14 protein-coding genes and 3 pseudogenes are annotated in these 20,920 nt (G+C 41.5%); 10 read left to right on the top strand and 7 right to left on the bottom strand.

Going from position 1 to position 20,920, the window contains the following annotated elements:
* Positions 1–105 precede the first annotated feature (105 nt).
* On the top strand, positions 106–651 hold the full coding sequence (locus GKR74_RS15385) for a cell division protein ZapC (protein ID WP_154604232.1): 546 nt from the start codon (positions 106–108) through the stop codon (positions 649–651).
* A gap of 196 nt (positions 652–847) precedes the next feature.
* On the opposite strand, the gene GKR74_RS15380 is transcribed toward GKR74_RS15385, so the two are convergent.
* On the bottom strand, positions 848–1,969 hold the full coding sequence (locus GKR74_RS15380; RefSeq protein WP_154604231.1) for a YcbX family protein: 1,122 nt from the start codon (positions 1,967–1,969) through the stop codon (positions 848–850).
* 98 nt (positions 1,970–2,067) lie between these two features.
* Between GKR74_RS15380 and rlmKL the strand changes: the two genes are divergently transcribed.
* The 6 genes and pseudogenes from rlmKL (at position 2,068) to rmf (ending at position 10,086) form a co-directional block, all read left to right on the top strand.
* Positions 2,068–4,176 (top strand): bifunctional 23S rRNA (guanine(2069)-N(7))-methyltransferase RlmK/23S rRNA (guanine(2445)-N(2))-methyltransferase RlmL, encoded by a 2,109-nt coding sequence (gene rlmKL, locus GKR74_RS15375; RefSeq protein WP_154604230.1) that lies wholly within the window; start codon positions 2,068–2,070, stop codon positions 4,174–4,176.
* A 12-nt stretch (positions 4,177–4,188) separates the two neighbouring features.
* Positions 4,189–6,093: pseudogene (locus tag GKR74_RS15370) on the top strand (ABC transporter ATP-binding protein); the annotation flags it as partial.
* A 37-nt stretch (positions 6,094–6,130) separates the two neighbouring features.
* A pseudogene (gene pqiA / locus GKR74_RS15365) lies at positions 6,131–7,366 on the top strand (membrane integrity-associated transporter subunit PqiA); the annotation flags it as partial.
* Between the two features lie 35 nt (positions 7,367–7,401).
* A complete protein-coding gene (pqiB, locus tag GKR74_RS15360; RefSeq protein ID WP_336431353.1) occupies positions 7,402–9,051 on the top strand; it encodes an intermembrane transport protein PqiB in 1,650 nt (549 codons plus the stop codon).
* Complete coding sequence (pqiC, locus tag GKR74_RS15355) at positions 9,051–9,605, top strand: membrane integrity-associated transporter subunit PqiC (RefSeq protein ID WP_154604227.1); 555 nt, start codon at positions 9,051–9,053, stop codon at positions 9,603–9,605. The genes pqiB and pqiC overlap by 1 nt, the downstream gene beginning before the upstream one ends.
* 310 nt (positions 9,606–9,915) lie before the next feature.
* A complete protein-coding gene (gene rmf, locus GKR74_RS15350) occupies positions 9,916–10,086 on the top strand; it encodes a ribosome modulation factor (protein WP_036951696.1) in 171 nt (56 codons plus the stop codon).
* Positions 10,087–10,209: 123 nt separating this feature from the next.
* Here the strand turns inward: rmf and fabA are convergent, their stop codons facing one another.
* From fabA to GKR74_RS15335, 3 genes and pseudogenes are all read right to left on the bottom strand, one after another.
* A complete protein-coding gene (fabA, locus tag GKR74_RS15345; RefSeq protein WP_036951692.1) occupies positions 10,210–10,728 on the bottom strand; it encodes a bifunctional 3-hydroxydecanoyl-ACP dehydratase/trans-2-decenoyl-ACP isomerase in 519 nt (172 codons plus the stop codon).
* A 96-nt stretch (positions 10,729–10,824) separates the two neighbouring features.
* The gene (locus GKR74_RS15340; RefSeq protein WP_336431343.1) at positions 10,825–12,561 is read right to left on the bottom strand and encodes a Lon protease family protein; all 1,737 of its coding nucleotides are present in this window, start codon (positions 12,559–12,561) and stop codon (positions 10,825–10,827) included.
* Positions 12,562–12,710: 149 nt separating this feature from the next.
* Positions 12,711–12,935 (bottom strand): annotated as a pseudogene (locus GKR74_RS15335) (GhoT/OrtT family toxin).
* A gap of 172 nt (positions 12,936–13,107) precedes the next feature.
* On the opposite strand from GKR74_RS15335, the gene matP reads away from it, so the two are divergent.
* On the top strand, positions 13,108–13,569 hold the full coding sequence (matP, locus tag GKR74_RS15330; RefSeq protein WP_154604226.1) for a macrodomain Ter protein MatP: 462 nt from the start codon (positions 13,108–13,110) through the stop codon (positions 13,567–13,569).
* A 117-nt stretch (positions 13,570–13,686) separates the two neighbouring features.
* Here the strand turns inward: matP and ompA are convergent, their stop codons facing one another.
* Together ompA and sulA are read right to left on the bottom strand one after the other, a co-directional pair.
* A complete protein-coding gene (ompA, locus tag GKR74_RS15325) occupies positions 13,687–14,748 on the bottom strand; it encodes a porin OmpA (protein WP_154604225.1) in 1,062 nt (353 codons plus the stop codon).
* 355 nt (positions 14,749–15,103) lie between these two features.
* Positions 15,104–15,670 (bottom strand): SOS-induced cell division inhibitor SulA, encoded by a 567-nt coding sequence (gene sulA, locus GKR74_RS15320; protein ID WP_154604224.1) that lies wholly within the window; start codon positions 15,668–15,670, stop codon positions 15,104–15,106.
* Between the two features lie 251 nt (positions 15,671–15,921).
* Between sulA and GKR74_RS15315 the strand changes: the two genes are divergently transcribed.
* On the top strand, positions 15,922–16,524 hold the full coding sequence (locus tag GKR74_RS15315) for a TfoX/Sxy family DNA transformation protein (protein ID WP_181478311.1): 603 nt from the start codon (positions 15,922–15,924) through the stop codon (positions 16,522–16,524).
* Positions 16,525–16,591: 67 nt separating this feature from the next.
* On the opposite strand, the gene yccS is transcribed toward GKR74_RS15315, so the two are convergent.
* Complete coding sequence (gene yccS, locus GKR74_RS15310) at positions 16,592–18,742, bottom strand: YccS family putative transporter (RefSeq protein WP_286272645.1); 2,151 nt, start codon at positions 18,740–18,742, stop codon at positions 16,592–16,594.
* A 123-nt stretch (positions 18,743–18,865) separates the two neighbouring features.
* Here yccS and helD point away from each other — a divergent pair, with 123 nt between their 5' ends.
* A complete protein-coding gene (gene helD, locus GKR74_RS15305; RefSeq protein ID WP_154604223.1) occupies positions 18,866–20,920 on the top strand; it encodes a DNA helicase IV in 2,055 nt (684 codons plus the stop codon).

Raw genomic sequence — 20,920 nt, 5'->3', positions numbered from 1 at the left:
CTTTTTCTTTTAAGCTTTAGGATATAACAGAGATATGTTTAAAGGGATCTTAATAAAGGATCCAAACAAAGCTTATTTGCTTATAACATCGCTAAAGGATCGTTTATGAATATTAAACCTGATGATCATTGGCGTTGGTATTTTGATCGTGACCATGACAGAGTGATGTTAGATCTCGCCAACGGCATGATATTTCGGTCTTGTTTTCCAGCTAAAATGTTGACTGTTTCTGCACAAAATGAAATGCCTTTTAGTATTGAAGATGCAGCAGAGTTTTATTTATTTGATGAGCAAGCCAAGAGATTAAATATTAGTTATGAAGAGAGAGCGGAATTAGTCTTAAATAGCCTAGTTGCTTACCGCTTTTTAAAGCCCCAAATGCCAAAAAGTTGGTATTTTTCCAGTTTCCATTTTATGAGTGCACCAGAACGCGGTCAGTTAATTCAAGTGTGCTTAGAAAATAGCAATGTTTATTCAACATTTATTATTGCAGAAGCGGGTCATTCAGCAAGCTTGTGTTTATTAGCAGAAGCATCATTAGAATTACCGGATCGTACTTTGCGATTCTGTGATCCAATTAAGATCATGAATGATCGGATGATGCATTATCAGTCGAAAACCAAGCGCCTATTATATGGAAATGCCATGTAATTGATCACTGATGATCATATTCGTATTTTGATTGCTTTTATACGGAATAAAGTTTTCCATGCAAAATAAATAAAATGAAAAAATAGGCATGATAAAATTTATACGATAAATGTAGCTGAAGAATATGGGAAGAATTTATCTTTAATTAAGAGCCTCAACTAAAAAATTATTTTCTTAGTTGAGGCTTTATTTCTATTTAATCGGCTTGATTAAATGCAAGTTTGAGCGCAGTTTTTGGAATACAGCTACAAGCCAAAATATCCCCATTATCTTTGATAGCGCTTTGTTTTAGTGGAGTGACTTCCCCTTCAAGCAGTGAAATTCGGCAACGTCCACAAATTCCTGCACGGCATGAATAAGGGATTGAAAGCCCGTGAGATTCAAGCTGTTCAAGGATCACATGCTCTGTGTTTCCGATATATTCTATCTCTTCAAAAACCAAATTCACGGCAGTTGGAGTCGGTTTTGTGGTCTGGATAACAGGGGCTTCTCTATCGCGTAATGGATATTGTTTTGGCTGTTTAGTTTCTAATACGGTGAGAGTATCTCCTACGCGGATGATCCCCGTATTTTCAATTAATGCATTTTGCCCAAAGTCCACATCACCAGTGTCATCCATACGGAAAGTTTGCAGCGTAGCGAGCGGTTCTGCGTGTGGGTGTTTGATCCCTTTCTCTGGACTGACGGTGGTCAAAATACAGCGGCTACAAGGTTTATCTAAAGTGAAGATCACATCACCAATTTGAATGCGTTTCCAGCTATCTTCTTCGAACGGCTTAGCACCGGTAATAATTAAGTTACCGCGAAATTGTTCGAGTTTTACGCTGGCTGGGCAGCGGCGTTGTAGCTCTTGTACGGAGGCTTCATTGATAAGTAAAAATGGGTAGCCATCGGCGAAAGATAAGGGAATGTCTTGGTGCTTTTTGACTCGACGAGATAATTCAGGACTTAGCCATCTCAGTTGGACTGGCTCGTCAAAAAAGCTGCTTAACCAACTATTTATCTCATCGGGTGCAATAAGTGCATGAAAATGATTGCCCCAAACTTCTGTAGGACTCTGTTTCTCATTAAAGTCCTGATACAATACGGTGGCGCTTTCACCATTAGGTGCTTTTAGATAAAGCCCATTATTGAGCATAGCCGGGGTAAATAATAACATCTGCGGATATTTACGCGCAGTGATAAACTTACCTTCTAATGTGGTGACCATAAAGTTACGATCAAACGTCAATCCGCTGATATCAGCGTAACCATGAGATAGACGAATGCCCCTCATTGACTTGACTGGGTGTGTATACAGGCGCGAAAGCGTAATCATTTTTTAATCCTATAATTGTTGTGCAGCAACTTTATGACAAGTGCATGAGATTAGCTATAATGCGCAACAATTTTTCATCGAAATCGGTAATAAATACTATGAATTTTCTGTTTGCCAGCACAGCTCGAGGCCTGGAAGAACTACTGAAAACTGAATTGGAAGCGCTAGGCGCTAGCCAGTGCAAAGTGGCACAAGGGGGCGTCTATTTTCAGGCTGATGACCGTGTGATGTATCAAAGTCTGCTGTGGAGTCGACTGGCATCCCGTATTTTATTACCGCTGAATGATTTTGATGTCTATAGTGACCTTGATTTATATCTGGGTGTCCAAGCGATTGATTGGTCTGAAATCTTCGATGTGAATGACACATTTGTAGTGCATTTCACGGGAACCAACGAAGAGATCCGTAATAGCCAATACGGTGCATTAAAAGTGAAAGATGCCATCGTCGACAGCTTTGTGCGTAAGTTAGACCAACGCCCGAATGTTGCTCGCCAAGAAGCCGATATTCGCATTAACGTTTACCTAAATAAAGAACGCGCAAGCGTGGCACTGGACTTGAGTGGTGATTCACTGCACATTCGTGGCTATCGCGATTTAGCGGGTCAAGCACCACTAAAAGAGACATTAGCGGCAGCAATTATTGGCCGTTCGGGCTGGCAGAAAAATACCCCGATGGTCGACCCTATGTGTGGTTCAGGGACTCTATTAATTGAAGCGGCAATGATTGCAGCGGATAGAGCGCCGGGCTTGTATCGCCAGCATTGGGGATTCAATGCATGGTTGAAACATAACCCTGAATTATGGCGTGAAGTTGTTACTGAAGCTCAGGTACGTTTCCGTCAAGGCTTGAAAGATACCACTTCCCGCTTCTATGGTTTTGATATTGATAAGCGTGTGCTGGATATGGCGCGTGCCAATGCTCGTCGTGCAGGATTGCAAGATTTAATCACTTTCAATCATGGTGATGCTGCGGCGCTGGAAAACCCAGTCAAAACGGATATCAAGGGAACCATTATCAGTAACCCGCCATACGGCGAACGTCTAGAAAGTGAACCGGCATTAATCGCATTACATAGCCAATTTGGTCGTATTGTTAAAGCACGTTTCCCAGGCTGGCGTTTATCGATTTTCAGCGCATCTCCTGAATTATTAAGTTGCTTACAATTACGTTCTGAACGTGAATTTAAAGCGAAAAATGGTCCATTAGATTGCGTACAGAAAAACTATCAGTTAGCGGAAACGCCATCAGAAACCATTGCGGAGATTTCCCCAGATTTTGCTAACCGTTTACGTAAAAATCAGAAGAAATTGGCGAAATGGGCGAAGCAGCAAGGTGTCGATTGCTACCGTCTGTATGATGCGGATTTACCTGAATACAATGTGGCCGTGGATATTTATGGCGACAAAGTGGTTATTCAAGAATATGCACCGCCAAAAACCGTTGATGAGCGAAAAGCGCGTCAGCGCTTGTTCGATGTGATCACCGCGACAATGAATGTCCTTGAGTTAACGTCGAATCAATTAGTACTGAAAACCCGTCAGCGTCAAAAGGGTAAACAACAGTACGAAAAATTAGCGCAGAAAGATGATTTCTTCTTAGTGAATGAATATAACGCTAAATTGTTAGTTAACTTAACTGACTATCTGGATACTGGGTTATTCCTCGACCACCGTATTGCTCGCCGCATGTTAGGTGAAATGAGCCGTGGTAAGGACTTCCTAAACCTCTTTTGTTACACCGGTACTGCCACCGTCCATGCAGGGCTTGGTGGTGCGAAGAGCACAACCTCTGTAGATATGTCTCGTACCTATTTAGAGTGGGCAGAGAAAAACTTGCAAGCCAACCAGCTTACAGGTCGTCAGCACCGTCTAATGCAAGCGGATTGTTTGAATTGGTTAGCCAATACCGATGAGCAATTTGACTTGATTTTCATCGATCCACCGACGTTCTCAAACTCGAAACGCATGGATGGAACCTTTGACGTTCAACGTGACCATGTGCAATTAATCACCCATTTGAAACGCATGCTGCGTCGTGGTGGAACCGTGATGTTCTCCAACAACAAGCGCGGATTCAAAATGGATCTCGAAGCACTGACTGAACTTGGTTTAAAAGCACAAGAAATCACCGCTAAGACACTGTCAGAAGACTTCGCACGTAACCGTCAAATTCACAACTGCTGGTTAATTAGCCACGCAGAGTAAGGAACAGAATTAATGGCTTTAATTAATTTATCGGGCGCATACCTCGCGTTTAGTGATGCGCCGCTGTTAGACAATACTGAAATTCATATTGAAGATAATGAACGTGTCTGTTTAGTGGGTCGCAACGGGGCAGGGAAATCGACCTTGATGCGTGTCTTGACGAAAGAGCAGCCACTGGATGATGGTTCATTAACTTATGAACAAGATTTGATTGTTGCTCGCTTACAGCAAGATCCGCCGCGTAATGTAGAAGGCACTATTTTTGACTTTGTGGCAGAAGGTGTTGCTGAACAAGCACAATATTTAAAAGATTATCACCACGTTGCTAAGCTGGTGGAATCTGATCCAAGCGAGAAAAACTTAAATAAGCTGGCAGATCTTCAAGAAGTTCTGGATAACTTAAATCTCTGGTTATTAGACTCGCGTATTAACGATGTCCTGAAGAAACTGGGCTTACCAGCAGATGCAGAGTTATCTTCATTATCTGGTGGTTGGTTACGTAAAGCGGCATTAGGACGTGCTTTGGTCAGCAATCCTCGCGTGCTGTTCTTAGATGAGCCGACGAACCACTTGGATATTGAAACCATTTTATGGTTAGAAACCTTTTTGAAAGATTTTCAAGGTAGCATCGTCTTTATTTCCCATGACCGTTCTTTCATTCGTAATATGGCGACCCGTATTATCGATTTAGACCGCGGTCAGCTCGCATCTTGGCCGGGTAATTATGATGATTATCTGATCAATAAAGAAGAAGCGCTGCGTGTTGAAGAGATGCAAAATGCGGAGTTTGATCGCAAATTAGCACAGGAAGAAGCCTGGATCCGACAAGGGATCAAAGCGCGCCGTACCCGTAATGAAGGGCGTGTTCGTGCGCTGAAAGCATTACGAGTAGAACGCTCAGAGCGTCGTGAAGTAATGGGTACTGCTCGTATGCAAGTGGGCGAAGCCGCGCGTTCCGGCAAAATTGTATTTGAGTTAGAAAACGTTAATTATCAAGTTGATAATAAAGTTTTAGTGAAGGATTTCTCTGCGCAAGTGATGCGTGGCGATAAAATTGCATTGGTGGGACCTAACGGTTGTGGTAAAACCACACTGTTACGTTTAATGCTCGGTGATTTGCAAGCAGATAGTGGACGCGTTCACTGTGGGACTAAACTTGAAGTTGCATATTTCGACCAGCACCGCGCTGCACTTGACCCAGACAAAACCGTGATGGATAACCTTGCAGAAGGTAAGCAAGAGGTCATGGTTAATGGTAAACCTCGTCATGTACTGGGTTACCTGCAAGACTTCATGTTCCCGCCAAAACGTGCGATGACGCCTGTAAGAGCGTTATCCGGTGGTGAGCGTAACCGCTTATTATTAGCGCGTTTGTTCTTAAAACCAAGTAACTTACTGATCCTCGATGAACCAACCAACGACCTCGATGTTGAAACATTGGAGTTACTGGAAGAGCTGGTGGATGGGTATCAAGGTACCGTTTTACTAGTTAGCCATGATAGGGAATTTGTGGATAACAGCGTAACAGAATGCTGGATTTTCGAAGGTAACGGCGAAATTAACCGCTTTGTAGGTGGCTATAAAGATGCTCAGCAGCAAAGAGCACAAACCGTACGTCTGAAATCGGAGCAAACCAGTAAAGTAGCTGCGTCAGAAAAAGAGGCTAAGCCAAAAGAAGCCCCTAAACGTGCAAATAAACTTAGCTATAATTTATTGCGTGAATTAGAGCAATTACCGGCGAAATTAGAGCAACTTGAAGGGGAAATTGAAACTCTTCAAGCACAAATTGGCGATGCAGATTTCTTTAATCAGCCACATGATGTGACTGAGCAAGCATTGACTGCACTTGCCGTTAAAGAACAAGAGTTAGAACAGGCGTTTGATCGTTGGCAGGAGCTAGAGCTGTTGAAAAACGGTTGATATGACGGCTTGAATCAAAAGGAGAGAAAACACCTTGTGTTCTCATGAGCCCCATGAACATGTGCTCTGTCCACAGTGCGACATGATGGTTGCTGTTCCTGAATTGGAACAAGGTAGTAAAGCCACATGTCCGCGTTGTGAAACAACACTCATATCCAAATGGCGTTATCCTTACAGGCAACCCGCAGCATATGCATTTAGTGCATTGATTATGCTGGTGATTGCCTGTCTTTTCCCATTTGTAAAAATGAGTGCAGCAGGCATTGAAAATGAAATCTCCATGTTTCAAATCATCGAGATTATTATGGGGACGCGTTACAGCGGCTTAGCGCTGTTTTTTCTCCTCTTTTCTTTGATTATCCCCGCGTTTTGCATGGTGACTATCATCTTGTTAGGACTGCGGGTTCACCTTCCCAAATCAATAAAAGTGCTTATAACCCGAATTCTCTTTCAGATGAAATCGTGGTGTATGGCGGAGATTTTTTTGGCGGGGGTATTAGTTAGTTTTGTTAAGTTAATTGCTTATGGTGATATTGGCATTGGGATGAGTTTTCTCCCTTATTGTGCATTTTGTATGATGCAAGTGCGAGCGTTTCAGTGCCTAGATCGACATTGGTTATGGAACCGAATTGAAGAGGCGCCCAAACTCAATAAGTCGCTGATTGTTGGGCAAACAGGGATTAGCCAAGATGTGCGTTTATGTTTAGTTTGTACGGCAATTTTGCCAGCAGACCAACATGAATGTCCGCGTTGCCATGCCCATGGTAGCGTACGTAAAAAGCAAAGTTTGCAGTGGACTTTGGCATTATTGTTAACTTCTATTTTGCTTTATATTCCCGCAAACGTTCTGCCAGTGATGACAACAAATGCGATAGGCAGTGAGCTACCGTCAACAATTATGGATGGGGTTATTCTTCTCTGGGAAGATGGTTCATTCCCTGTCGCTATGATTATTTTTATTGCCAGTATTATGGTGCCTTCCTTAAAAATGATTGGTATAGCGTGGCTATGCCTCGACTCTAAAGGGTTTGGTAACCGTGATCCTCATCGAATGCATTTTATTTATGAGCTGGTGGAGTATGTTGGTCGCTGGTCAATGATCGACGTGTTTGTGATTACCATTTTGACTGCACTGGTTCAAATGGGGCAACTGATGAGCATCGTACCGGCGCAAGGGGTGATATTCTTCGGTGTAGTGGTGATTTTAACGATGTTTGCCGCAATGACATTTGATCCTCGCTTAACATGGGATCGTTGTGAAAAGAGAGATGCAGTTAAGACTGTTGAACAAGAAGGAGCCGCAGGGTGACAGATCAAGAAACACCACAGGCCAATGCTAAAGTGAGTAAGTTAAAGAGCTGGTCACCGGTTTGGGTGATCCCGATTGTGACTCTACTCATCGGTGCTTGGATCATGTTTTACCATTTCAGCCATCAAGGTCCAGAAGTGACGCTAATCACTTACAGTGCGGAAGGGGTTGAAGCAGGTAAAACCAAAATTAAAAGTCGTAGCGTGGATATTGGGGTGGTTGAAAGCGTCACCCTCGATGCTAATTTTAGCCGCGTGATTATTAAAGCGCGCTTGAATCCTGAAATGGAAGGCTTACTACGCTCGGATTCTGCCTTTTGGATAGTGAAACCCACGATTGGCCGTGATGGGGTAACAGGGCTAGGTACTCTGTTATCCGGGGCTTATATTGAATTACAACCGGGCGTGGCTAAAAAAGAACACTTTGAATTCACGCTATTAGATACTCCACCTTTAGCCTCGCCAGATGCCAAAGGTAAACGCATTATTTTAACCAGTGACAAAGCTGGGCAGTTAAATGCTGGCGACCCTGTATTATTCCGTGGTTATCGTGTTGGCTCCGTTGAAACCAGTAATTTTGATATGGATAAACGCGATATGCGTTATCAGCTATTTATTAACGCGCCATATGACAAGCTGATCAGCACAAATGTGCGTTTCTGGAAAGATAGCGGTATTGCATTTGATATGTCCTCCCAAGGCGTCCACGTTTCCATGGGGTCAGTGGCGACATTATTGACTGGCGGTGTGAGTTTTGATGTCCCTGATGGCTGGGTACCAGGTGAAGGTGTAAAAGAGAATGCAGAATTTGAACTCTTTGATAATCCTACCAGCATTCAAGATTCTCTATATACCAAATATCAAGATTTTGTGCTGTTCTTCTCTGACTCTGTGCGCGGTTTACAGCCGGGGGCACCAGTCGAATTCCGCGGCATTCGCTTAGGTACAGTGGCACAAGTGCCATTCTATACAGCGGGTCTGGATCAATCACTGGATAATAACTTCCGCATTCCTGTTCTTATTCATATCGAACCAGAGCGTTTTTCTAAGGATGTCGGTAAAGACTTTAACTTGAAAAATGAACTGAATCTGGCGATGAAAAATGGGTTAAGAGCCTCGTTAAAATCCGGTAATTTATTAACGGGTGCACTGTATATCGACCTCGACTTTATTCCAGATGTACCAGAGTATAAAGGCCCTTATGTGATTGCAGGCTATAAAATTATTCCAACACACAGTGGTGGTTTAGCGCAGATCCAACAGAAAGTGATCGCCGTGCTGGATAAAATCAACAATATGCCAATTGAGCCTATGTTAAAGCAAACAACTCAAACATTGGCTGAAGGTCAAAAACTGGTTCAAGAAGCGAATGTGATGTTCGCGCAGTTGAATAAGTTGTTGTCGAGCAAAGAGTTCCAAAACTTGCCGACTGATATGCAAAAATCACTGCAAGAGATGAACAAAACCATGCAAGGCTTCCAACCGGGCTCACCAGCTTATAATAAGATGGTTGATGATATGCAGCGTTTAGATCAAGTACTGCGTGAAGTACAACCACTACTGCGTACGCTGAATAATAAGAGCAATGCACTCGTATTTGAAGCTGAGCCAAGTAAGGACGTTGTGCCTAAAGGAGTGAAAAAATAATGAGATATCTATTAGCCATAGGCGTTTTTTTACTGGCGGCTTGTAGTAGCAGCCCAGAGAAAATGTACTATCAATTACCTATGAAGGCCCCTGAAGTTCAATCTGTGGCCGTGATGGATAAAGGCCAAATCTGGCTGCAGCGTATTACGCTGGCGGATGTGCTGACATCAAACGGGATCACTTATCAAACGTCCGATGTGGCTTATTCAAACGCAAGTGCGCATTTATGGGCTAGTCCGTTAGAGCAGCAATTGGGGCAATCAATGGTGCGTGAGCTATCTTCTGCGTTGCCAGATAGATTTATCTCTTTACAACCTTTGCAGAACTCACCTGAAACGTTAGATATCACTCTAACGGCATTTAACGGTCGTTATGATGGGAAAGTGTTAGTGCAGGGATTTTGGACATTGATGCGTGGCAACAAAGTTGTACGCCGCAACTTTGATATCCAATTAGAACAGCAAGAAGATGGTTATCCTGAATTAGTCAGAACATTAGCGAGTGGTTGGCAAAAAGTGGCGGCAGATATTGCCCAAGAGATAAGCAAACCATAATTTGATAATGATTTTGTTGTGAAATGAATGCACTACCGTAAAACGTAGTGCATTTTTTTGTTATTTTACAATTCAAAAAGAGGATATTAAAAAACTTAATTAACTGATAAATAATGAATTTATTTTTAATCATTTGAATATCAGTAGGTTGTGATTATCTCGAAATGTAGGTCACATTTATCATAATTATGACAATAATATGAAATTCTTTACTTGCATTTCTTATGGACGGGCGTTATTTGTATAGTGTATCTATTAACAAAAATAGATGCTGTTTTCTTTTCCATTTAAATGATGAGGGAAGTAAGGCATGAAAAGACAGAAGCGAGACCGTTTAGAAAGAGCGTTATCCAGAGGTTATCAAGCAGGTTTAACTGGACGTTCCAAAGAGTTATGTCCTTATCAGGCTGTAGATGCCCGTTCGCATTGGCTAGGTGGTTGGCGAAAAGCGATGGAGGACAGAGCGGCAGTAGCCGTTTAATTGGTCATTCACGAGGATAATTAGATTAACTTGCGGAAATTATTCAACGCATAATTTAATATAATCCCCAAAAAATTAGAAACCTCCGCATTTGCGGAGGTTTGCATTTAAGGCAAGCCGCGATTAGAACGCGCTTGTATCCTTAAATAAGCCGACTTTCAGGTCTGTTGCAGCATAAATCAGTTTGCCGTCTACCAGTACTTCACCATCCGCTAATCCCATAATTAACTTACGGTTAATCACGCGCTTAAAATTAATACGGTAAGTGACTTTTTTTGCGGTCGGTAATACTTGTCCAGTGAATTTCACTTCACCAACACCTAACGCACGACCTTTACCTTCGCCGCCTAACCAGCCGAGGTAAAAACCAACCAGTTGCCACATAGCATCAAGGCCTAAGCAACCAGGCATAACAGGGTCATTCGTGAAGTGGCAACCAAAGAACCATAAATCTGGATTGATATCCAGTTCAGCTTCAACGTAGCCTTTATCAAATGTACCGCCATCTTCGGTCATTTTGATGATGCGATCCATCATCAACATATTACCTGATGGCAATGGAGGACCATTTTCCCCAAATAATTCGCCTCTTCCAGAAGCCTCTAAATCTTCTTTCGTATAGGATTCGCGTTTATCAACCATGATCTTCAGATAGCCTTTATTATGTGTAGGTCAACAGAATAGCTTACACTTGTACGCTGAACAACTCCGATCAGCAAATATTTACTCAATCTTTACTTAGCCCATCCACTTTAAAAACCAAGGTAATCTAGACTTATCCGGTGAATTTGCTTGGTTTATGCGTTCTTGAATTAAAGCTAACAAGTGTACGTTATCACCTTCTACTTGTTGTTCAAAGTAAGGTTGTTTCGTTAGGATAGAAATTGCTTGAGCAACGTGTTCGACAGGCCAAATATGGAATTTCTCTTCTTTGACTGCCTCGATAACTTCTTGTTTCAAGCATAGATGGCGCACATTAGACATTGGGATGATGACACCTTGATTACCTGTGAGCTCACGCTTATCGCAGATATCAAAAAATCCTTCAATCTTTTCGTTAACGCCGCCAATAGGTTGAACATAGCCAAATTGGTCAACAGCGCCAGTGACGGCAATTTGTTGGTCGATAGGCTGCAATGATAATGCGCTAATTAAGGCACACAGTTCAGCTAATGATGCGCTATCACCATCAACTTCACCATAAGACTGTTCAAATACAATAGAGGCAGAGAAGGGCTGCGGCTGCTCTAATTTTAATTCATAGTTAAGGTATGCTTGCATAATCATCATGCCTTTTGCATGAATATTGCCACCTAATTCTGCCTTGCGCTCGACGTCAGTAAACTCACCATCGCCCAGATGTGCTACGCAGGTGATCCGTGATGGTTCACCAATTGCGTCAGGGTAGCCAGGATACTGTAAGACGGATAACCCGTTAATTTGCCCGACAACTTCCCCTTCAGTTTTAATCAAAACTTGCTCTTGCAGAATGTCGTCTTGATTACGCTCAACAAGGAAGGAATGGCGCCATAAACGATTTTCTTCGGCTTGAGAGAATGATTCTGCCGTTAAATGCCCTTCGTTAGCGTATTGAGCTGCATTGGTTAATTTGCGAGTTAACCAATTAATATCAAGAGGTAAATTATATTTATCTTCGCAACAACGTGTCGCTTGCAAAATAAACTCAGGCCAGCCGTCAGCTGCAATTTCAGGTAGCTGATTACTGTTCACTATGAATTTAATGAAATTCATCCATAAGCTTAATTGTTCTTCGTCTTCGAAAAACATGAGAGGCTCATATTCTGCATATATTGAACAATCAAACAGCTCAGGAGCTGCAAATTCAAATTCTTCTAATATGAGTCTATCACCGACAACAATCACTTTAAGTTCAAGCGGCTGAGGCTCAATTTCAATTGGTAGTGTTTGATTTTCACTATGTGGCAGCCACTCTAATTGACGGCGAGTCACCATATTTTTTAGACGTGTCCACATTAATGGCTGAGTGACCAATGCAGTTGCAGAAATAATGAGGACTCCACCGTTAATTTGGTGTAGTAAACCTGGGACTAAATTTTGATTTGGCGTGATATAGCCAAACAGCTGTTCGGGTTCAATCCAGTGGCGGTAAGCAATTTTTTCATGTGAGGAAAAACGACCGGTAACATCGTTTTGCCACTGATATCGTTGCTTATCTTCAGATAATTGATAATCACCATTGATAGATTGGGTTTTATCCAATAGCGGGGTGATAGTGTCAGTAAATAGTTTGAGATACTCTTCACTTTCGTCAGACTTGATGAACATAAAGCGCGTTTGAGCATATTCACGAATGAAATGCTGCATCCCATCGAATAATCTTGGTTGAATATCAGCCAGTGTTGATGGAGTCAACGACGCTGAAGAGACAAATTTTGTCTGAAAAGACGATAAGTTAGGAGTTAGGCCTTGCCATGTTAATTCTTGACTGATCACTATAATTATCTGCTATTAGTATGGTTATCAATAAATGCCTGCCAATCAGCAGGTCGCATGTGCCTGAGTTTATTTCTGTACCGTCTGTTTTATATACAATTTCAGGCTAATTTATTACCTTAAAATATCTTCGGCTTAAGAGTGTTATATTAGCCTCTGAGCGCTAATCTTGCAGCAATATTTGTCGAAATATCGAGTCAGAATAAAGAAAACATGAGGGCAACGGGTAAACTCAGTGGCCATGTAAAGCCAATCAGAAGCGCGCTCAATAATCTCATGCAAAAACTAGGATCTTTGGTTACTAGCAGGGCGAATAACGCTGAACATACTCCTCCAATCCCATAGATAAGAAGTATGTGTTCAAAAGTGGACATGCGATTTTAGTGGTTTGTTAACGTGTGGATGCGAATTGTACACTATTTTTTTATTTACTGTTATTTTCTTTGTGTTAATCAATAGATAATCGATTAAATAAAATCCACCTTGAGCATTTTTCCTATATTATTGCTAATATAATGATAGGTACGATTTTCTTCGGGAAAAAATATGAAATATCAGCAACTTGAAAATCTTGAATGTGGCTGGAAATGGGAATATCTAGTCAATAAAGCGAGAAGTGGGGAGCCTATTACCCGATATATAGAAAGAAGTGCGGAGCAAGAGGCAATTGAGCAGCTGTTAAAGCTGGAAAATACGCCAGTGGATGTATTGAAGTGGATTGCAGATCATATGTCCCCTCAATTGGATAACCGTATGAAACAGAGTATTCGTGCGCGTCGCAAACGACACTTTAATGCTGAGCATCCACATACTCGGAAAAAGTCGATCGATTTAAATTATTCGGTTTGGCAACGACTATCTAATTTGGCAGTAAAACGGAATAAAACTTTATCAGAGACAATTATTCAGCTAATTGAAGATGCGGAACATAAAGATAAGTATGAGAGCCAAATGAGCTTATTGAAGCATGATCTTCAAGCGATCTTAGGTAAGTCGGAGAAAGAGTAACGATCTTTAGTTGACCAAATAGAAGATTGTGACGATCTTTCTTTCTGAGGATGAAAAAAAGCCCCAATAAATTGGGGCTTTTTATGTTCAGTTCGAAATTCAAACTAGGGCTATAAATTAAGCGCCTGGTTGAGTTACAACTTCAGTTGTACCTTGGATTTCGATTTCAACGCGACGGTCTGGCGCTAAACACTCGATCAGAGCTGCACGGCCTTTAACTGCGTCACATTTGTTACCAGTTACTGGATCTTCTTTACCACGACCTTCAGCAGCGATTGCGCTTGCTGGAACGCCTTTAGATACTAAGTAGTCTACTACTGACTGAGCACGTTTTTGTGACAGTGGCAGGTTGTAGTTTTGTGAACCGATACGGTCTGTGAAACCAACTACCAGCACGCGACCTTGAGTTGGGTCGATATTGCTCAGTTCGTTGTACAGTTCGTTCAGTGCTTGCTGACCTTCTGGTTTCAGAGTTGCTTTGTTGAAGTTAAACAGAACGTCTGAACGCAGAGTGAAGCGTTTGTTTTCAACAACTGGAGCTGCTGGCTCAGCAACTACTGCTGGAGCAACAACTGGAGCTGCTTCTTGACCGAAACGGTATGCAAGACCAACGCTCAGCATGCCGTTGTCTGGGCTAACACCGATGTTGTCTTTGTCACCCATGCGGCTAACCCACTGGTAGTCTAAACGAGTAGCTAATTCTGGAGTGATAGCATACTCAAGACCCAGTGCGTAAACTGGAGAAACGCCAGTGTCAGTTTCTTTACCAAGAGCGTTAACTTTAGCTTCTGTACGGTAAACCATACCACCCAGACGAGTATAAACGTCTAAGTCTTCCATGATTGGATAGCTCAGTTTAGTAGTCAGAGAAACACCCATTGAAGAAACGCTACCTGCGTTGTCACCTTTGTACTTCATTTTACCAAACCAGTCGTAGCCCATTTCGAAGCCCATGTACTGGTTGTATTGGTAACCTGCGTACAGACCCGCACCTAATTGGTCACGAGTTTTTTTGCCAGTACCAACGGTCTCATCGTTGCTATCAGTAAATTTAGCGTGCTCGTAGTGAGACCAACCTAATTTACCACCAGTGTACCAAGTGTTATCTTTTGGAGCTGCTTGTGCAACAGTTGCAAACGCTGCCACTGCCACTGCTACCGCGATAGCTGTCTTTTTCATTTTTACGCCTCGTTATCATCCAATATTGGCTTGGCTTCGTGAGCCTTATTATTTGCCATTGGTTCAATTTAATTGCTAGGTTCAGCTGACATTATCCACAAAAATTTACGAAAAGTAAAAAAATAATGTCATAAGCTTAACAGGCTAAAGTCTACAACGAACTCCAAAAGATACAAGTATGGTAAGCAATAAAGGTTAAAAAAAGTCTTTTTTTGCCGTTGAAATCAGAGAGATAAATATATTACTCATTTTGTTGTTAATAAAGGTATCCAATTGATTTTAAAGTATTTAAGTGTTTTTTATTTATAATTATCTTTATGAATGTAAAATTTCGTAAGAAAAATCTTATTGTTGTTTAGTGAATGTTATTGGAGTGAATCTTTAAAAGGTTTTGATGTCTAATATCCGCTGAGCTTGTATTATATGTTTTTTCTGGCCTCATAATGAATCCCATCGAATGACCTGCTTCTGCTGCATTTTGTAAAAGAACAAAATCTTGCTCGTTTATTTCTGGCAACCATCCTAATACGACACTGTAATTACCACTTCTTAATGCTTTTTCCATGGCATCAATGGTCGTAATTGAATTAACTTGATTAAGTTGCATGATTTTATTAACGGGTAAACCGGCTTGTTCTAACCAGTGTTTACTCAGTTTTTTATCTGGGCTCAACCATAATAGCCAACGTGATTGAATACCGAATTGGCGCAACATGGGTAGCAAGATGTAATCCATAATTGGATGTTGCTCGTTATAAACTAACTCGCTCACCATACCTTGCTGCATTAAGCCATTTGCAAAACTCATTGTTGAGTTTGCATCGCTTAAATTGCCATGCGTAAGACGGTCATGCGTGAAGCTATCATTAGTAAAATGATTAAGAGAATGTTCCGCTGCGTTGTTCCAAGAATAGATACTCATAATTCACCTCGCTACAATATTACATGGAGACAAGTGCTGTATGAACATACAGTAACTGTATATTTATACAATATCAAGGCTATTTTTACAAAGCGCTTCGCAACTTTGTGGTTTTTATGCGAGTTATACTTGGCATTTTTAACTGAAACTTTAAAATCAATTAAGCATAATTATATGTAAAAACAGTTGTTTTTTTATTGCTTGAGCTTCAAGGACGATTGTATTTTTTTTATTCATAAGGAGATGGAAAAGTGTCATTACAAAATGAAAGAAGTTCCCTTTTACAGCAAATTTTGGGTCAGTTTGGTGCACTGAAAAAGAAAAACCACTTTGGTGGATATTGCTTGTGTATTGATAATGCACTTGTGGGACTGGTACTGGATGGGCAATTTTATGTTCGTGGATGCCTATTTTCTCGTAGTTATTTTGAATCAGTTGGGTTTGAGCGGTTGGTATACAGTAAAAGAGGCATCCCGTTAGAGATGCGCTACTACCAACTTCCGGAAGAGGCTTGGTGTGACCCATTAATATTGAGTCACATCATTGAATTAGCGTACCGTTCAGCCATGGAAGAAACTCAACAAAGAGAGTCGGCGGCGGTACGCATCAAGGACTTGCCAAATATGAATATGGCAATGGAGAGGGCACTTGGGAAGATTGGGATTTTCCATGCAGAAGATCTCATTATGATAGGTGCTAAAGCGTGCTTCTTGAAATTAAAACAGCATGGGAAGCTGATACCAAGTGTAAAACAGTTGATTGGATTGGCTGCGGCTATTGAGGGTTGCCATAGTGAAGTATTACCTTCTCGAACTCGGCAGGAGCTCATTAACTGGTTTAACAGTATGAATTAATTTTTTATTCTTTCAAATCAGCGGGCATGGCCATTTATAGGTTTTAATGCCCGCTCATCAGTTTATTTTATGACAAGCTAATTTGTTTAATCATTGATTTTATTTCAGGAATTAATTCAATCAGCAATTTAGTCTGTTCCATGATCAGTACGGTTTTCTCATCGTCATCGCTGGAGGCATGGTCAATGCGGTTCAGTAGGCTCACCCTTAGGCGCTCTGATTTTTCGTCAATCATTGCGGGATCTAAAGATGTGATTTGAATAGACGATTCGATATAGCAGATTGCATCATTTAATAAGGCAAGATTAGCTTCGTTTTGCATCTGCTCTCTATGGGCGCCGAGCGCTGAAATATAGCTCAGTAATGTATGGTTTAAACATAGTAAGCGGAACGCTTGTTCCTGCGTGATTTGGTATGACTTAGGATCCGATGCCATATTTGAAACAATTGAAGCGAATTCTGCGTCATTATTGTGGGCGTCACGCCTCGCAACACGGTACTCCAGGCTATTATCTTTACCTTGATAATATTGCTGTAAAATAGCATCCAAATAACGGCAGTTGCTATCCATCGTTTTCTGTACCACTTGCGGTAATTGTCGAAACTTCCAGTCAGGCCAAATAAAACTGACCGCCAGTAATGCGATAAAACAGCCAATGAGAGTGTCGATAATTCGAGGTAGTGCAACTTCGAAGCCTTCACCGAGTAAATTGAAGCAAAATAGCACCAGCAATGTAATAAACAGCGTTGCTTGGGCATATTGGCTGCTACGGAACATGAAGAACAGGAGCCCGGTGATCACGATCAGCGTGAGTTGTCCCTCAATGGATGGCACGATATTGAGTAAAGGTAAGCCGATGGCGATCCCTAACAAAGTGCCTGTAATACGCAATGCTAGGCGGCGCTTAGTCGCATTATAGTTGGGTTGGCAAACAAATAAGCTCGTGAGTAATATCCAATAACCGCGTTCCAAATCAAACAGTTGAATAATCAAATACCCAGTACAAAGCAAGGCTGACATTCTCACTGCATGGCGAAACAGCGAGGATTTTGGGGTTAAATGATGTTTGAATCGAGCAAATACATCGCGAATACCAGAGACGGATTCATCAGATAACTGTTCAATTTGCTTATTATTCTGCTGCCAAGAGGCTTGACCGAGGCTCAAGCCTTTGAGTTGCACATCAATCCCTTTGAGATTTTTTAGCAAGTTTCGTAATGCTTTGATTTCATGTAATTCAGGAGATTGTTGCTGGAGTAGCTGCAAGGAGTTTTCAATATACGTAAATGTGCGCTCAAAGCGCGGATTATGTTGATATTGTTTGCGCCATAAGACGGATTGAGCGACCTGCTGGCAGGCTCTGGCTTGCATGGTTAATAAGCGTTGAAAGCGAAATAAAATATCACAATGACGTAAACGACGGCTAAGCTGTTGATATTGAATATGTGATGAACTAGCTCGTTCATGAATGTCTTGAGCGACAAAGTAATATTGTAATGTATTACGCGTGCCCCGTTGGCCTCTGTCGCCTTTCAATCGGCTGAGTAGCGAAATTTTTGCCTGATTCATCGTACTGACTAACGTACTGTTCACTAAGGCTAAATCATAGACTGACTGCTGATAGTCATCTTCGAGGTCAGGGTCAAATAAGTTTGCCTTTGCATCAAGATAAGCTGAAAGCTGCTGATAACATTGCGTAATGGCATCTTGTAGTGGGCGAACAGGGAAAAGGATATGCCCGATGAGAGTGAGAATGTTGTACCAAATGGCACCAGTTAATAAGAGCGCAGGTTGGATGTACCAAGTATCAAAAATAGGTACGCCAAGCATGGTGTATATTGCAATTAGCAGAGCACCGAAAGCGATAGTGGCATAACGTTGCCCTAATGCGCCAAGTAAGATAAAACCGCAGGTTGAGAATGCTAACCCAAAAAAGAATAAAACAGGGTAAGGAAAAAGTAATTCAATAGAGACTGAGGCAATTAAAAAACAGAATAAAGTGATAATTAAATTTTTTATTCTGCCAGTCAATCTATCATCTAAGTCAGTGAGTGCGGCAGCGACAACGCCTAGAGTTAAAGGGATCGTGACTTTAGGCTCTAAGCCTAAAAGCCATGGAACCAAGGTTGTGCCTGTCAGCGCAATTAAGATTCGGATATAATATAAAATATGGCTGTTATAGAGCACACGACGATAACTGGTTAGCAGCGTTAGCACAAAGTACCTCAGTGGTAAGACAAATCCTTATCTATATAGAATAACGTGTTTACGTAGAATAAAAAACTATTAGCAATTATGCTTTGATTATTTTCACGAATGATTCACACAGGTGCAGAACGTATGGAACTGAAATCGACACAGATTGGACAGCGCCTGGCTCAGCATCCCTATAATCGGGTTCGCTTACTTAATGCAGGCATCGAAGTTAGTGGTGAAAACCATCAATACCTTATTCCCTTCAATGAGCTAGTCGATATTCGCTGTAAGCGTGGGATCGTCTGGGGAGAATTGGAATTTGAAATTTTAGATGAACAAGTCGTTCGTTTACACGGTACAGAGTGGAAACAAACTCAGCGTTTCTACCATTTTTTGAATGAAAAATGGCAGCAATGGAGCGTTGAAATGAGCGAGGTCAGTGCTCAAGTATTGACGTCTTTAACTCAGTCGATTTTACAACAAACTCAGCAAGATGCATGGTTAAGTTTACGTAGCTTGCAATCGATAAAAGAAAGGATCACTCAGCAGTTTTCATCACTTCCTTTACCCCTCGTTCGAATGCCTTTATTTGAAAACTGTGCCGCATATTACCAATTTTGCAGGCAGTGGCTAACGAATAGTGAACAATGTCGCAAACAAAATAACCAGAATTGGTGTCAGTCAGTTCTAACGCGCTACGATGATTTTTTCCAACATATTGAATCCTCTCCATTAAATTATTCTCAATCATTATCCGTCATTAATGGTGAAGATAATGTTTTAGTTTTAGCGGGAGCGGGTAGCGGGAAAACATCGGTGCTGGTTGCAAGGGCAGGATGGCTTCTATTAAGAGAGCTGGCTAAACCTGAGCAAATCTTATTATTGGCGTTTGGACGTAAAGCTGCGGAAGAGATGAATGAGCGGATTCAATCTCGTTTACAACAAAAAGAGATTGAGGCGAAGACATTTCACGCACTTGCATTGCAGATTATCCGCGAAGGTAGCAATAAGTCACCAATAATTAGTGCGCTAGAATCGGATACCGAAAAGCGCCAATCTCTCTTGTTGAATGAATGGCGAGAGCAGTGCTCCAGTAAAAAAGCCCAAGCGAAAGGTTGGCGAGAGTGGCTGTCAGAAGAATTGCAATGGGATATTCCTGACGGTGAATTTTGGAATGATGAAAAAATTAGTCGCAAAGTAGTCGTTCGACTAGAGCGCTGGTTGAGTTTGATCCGCTCTCATGGCGGTAGCCAAAAAGAGATGATTGACAATACACGGGAAGAAATTCGTGCGCTATTCCAAAAACGAATTCGTTTAATGGCTCCGCTATTGAAAGCTTGGAAGAGTGCTCTCAAAGATGAAGGCGCGATTGATTTCTCCGGCCTCATCCATCAAGCGGTCAACATTATTGAAAAAGGGCGTTTTATTAGCCCGTGGAAACATATTTTAGTTGATGAATTCCAAGATATTTCACCACTGAGAGCCAAATTATTACATGCATTACGCCAACAAAATAAGCAAACCTGTTTATTTGCAGTCGGTGATGATTGGCAGGCAATTTATCGCTTTAGTGGCGCTGAATTGGATTTGACTACGTCATTTAAAACGCATTTTGGTGAAGGGGATTTATGCGCATTAGATACAACATACCGGTTTAATGAGCGTATTGGTGATATTGCGAATCGCTTTGTATTACAGAACCCAAGTCAGTTAGATAAGCCATTAAATAGCCTGATAAAAGGTAATAAAAAATCTGTCGTTTTATTGTATGAAGATGCGCTAGAGCGTTTGCTGGATAAAATGAGCGGTTATGTTTTAGATGATGAAAATATCTTAATTTTGGCTCGTTACCACTATTTAAAGCCGGAAATTCTAAAGAAAGCGGAAACACGCTGGCCAAAATTGAAAATTCAATTTATGACCATGCATGCATCGAAGGGCCAACAGGCGGATCATGTCATTATTTGTGGTTTAAATGGTGGCAAAGAGGGATTCCCAGCGCCTGCTCGGGAGTCGATTATTGAAGACGCTTTATTGCCACAACCTGAACATTTTGAACATGCGGAAGAACGACGACTATTTTATGTGGCGTTGACGAGAGCGAAGCAGCAAGCATGGTTATTGTATAACCCTGATAATCCGTCTGAATTTGTTGAAGAGCTAAAGCAAATGGGTGTACCTAGGCAGAAAAAGCCTTAA

The organism is Providencia sp. wls1914 (assembly GCF_009706645.1).
Classification (GTDB): Bacteria; Pseudomonadota; Gammaproteobacteria; order Enterobacterales; family Enterobacteriaceae; genus Providencia; species Providencia zhijiangensis.
This window is presented reverse-complemented; position numbering and strand designations above follow the sequence as displayed.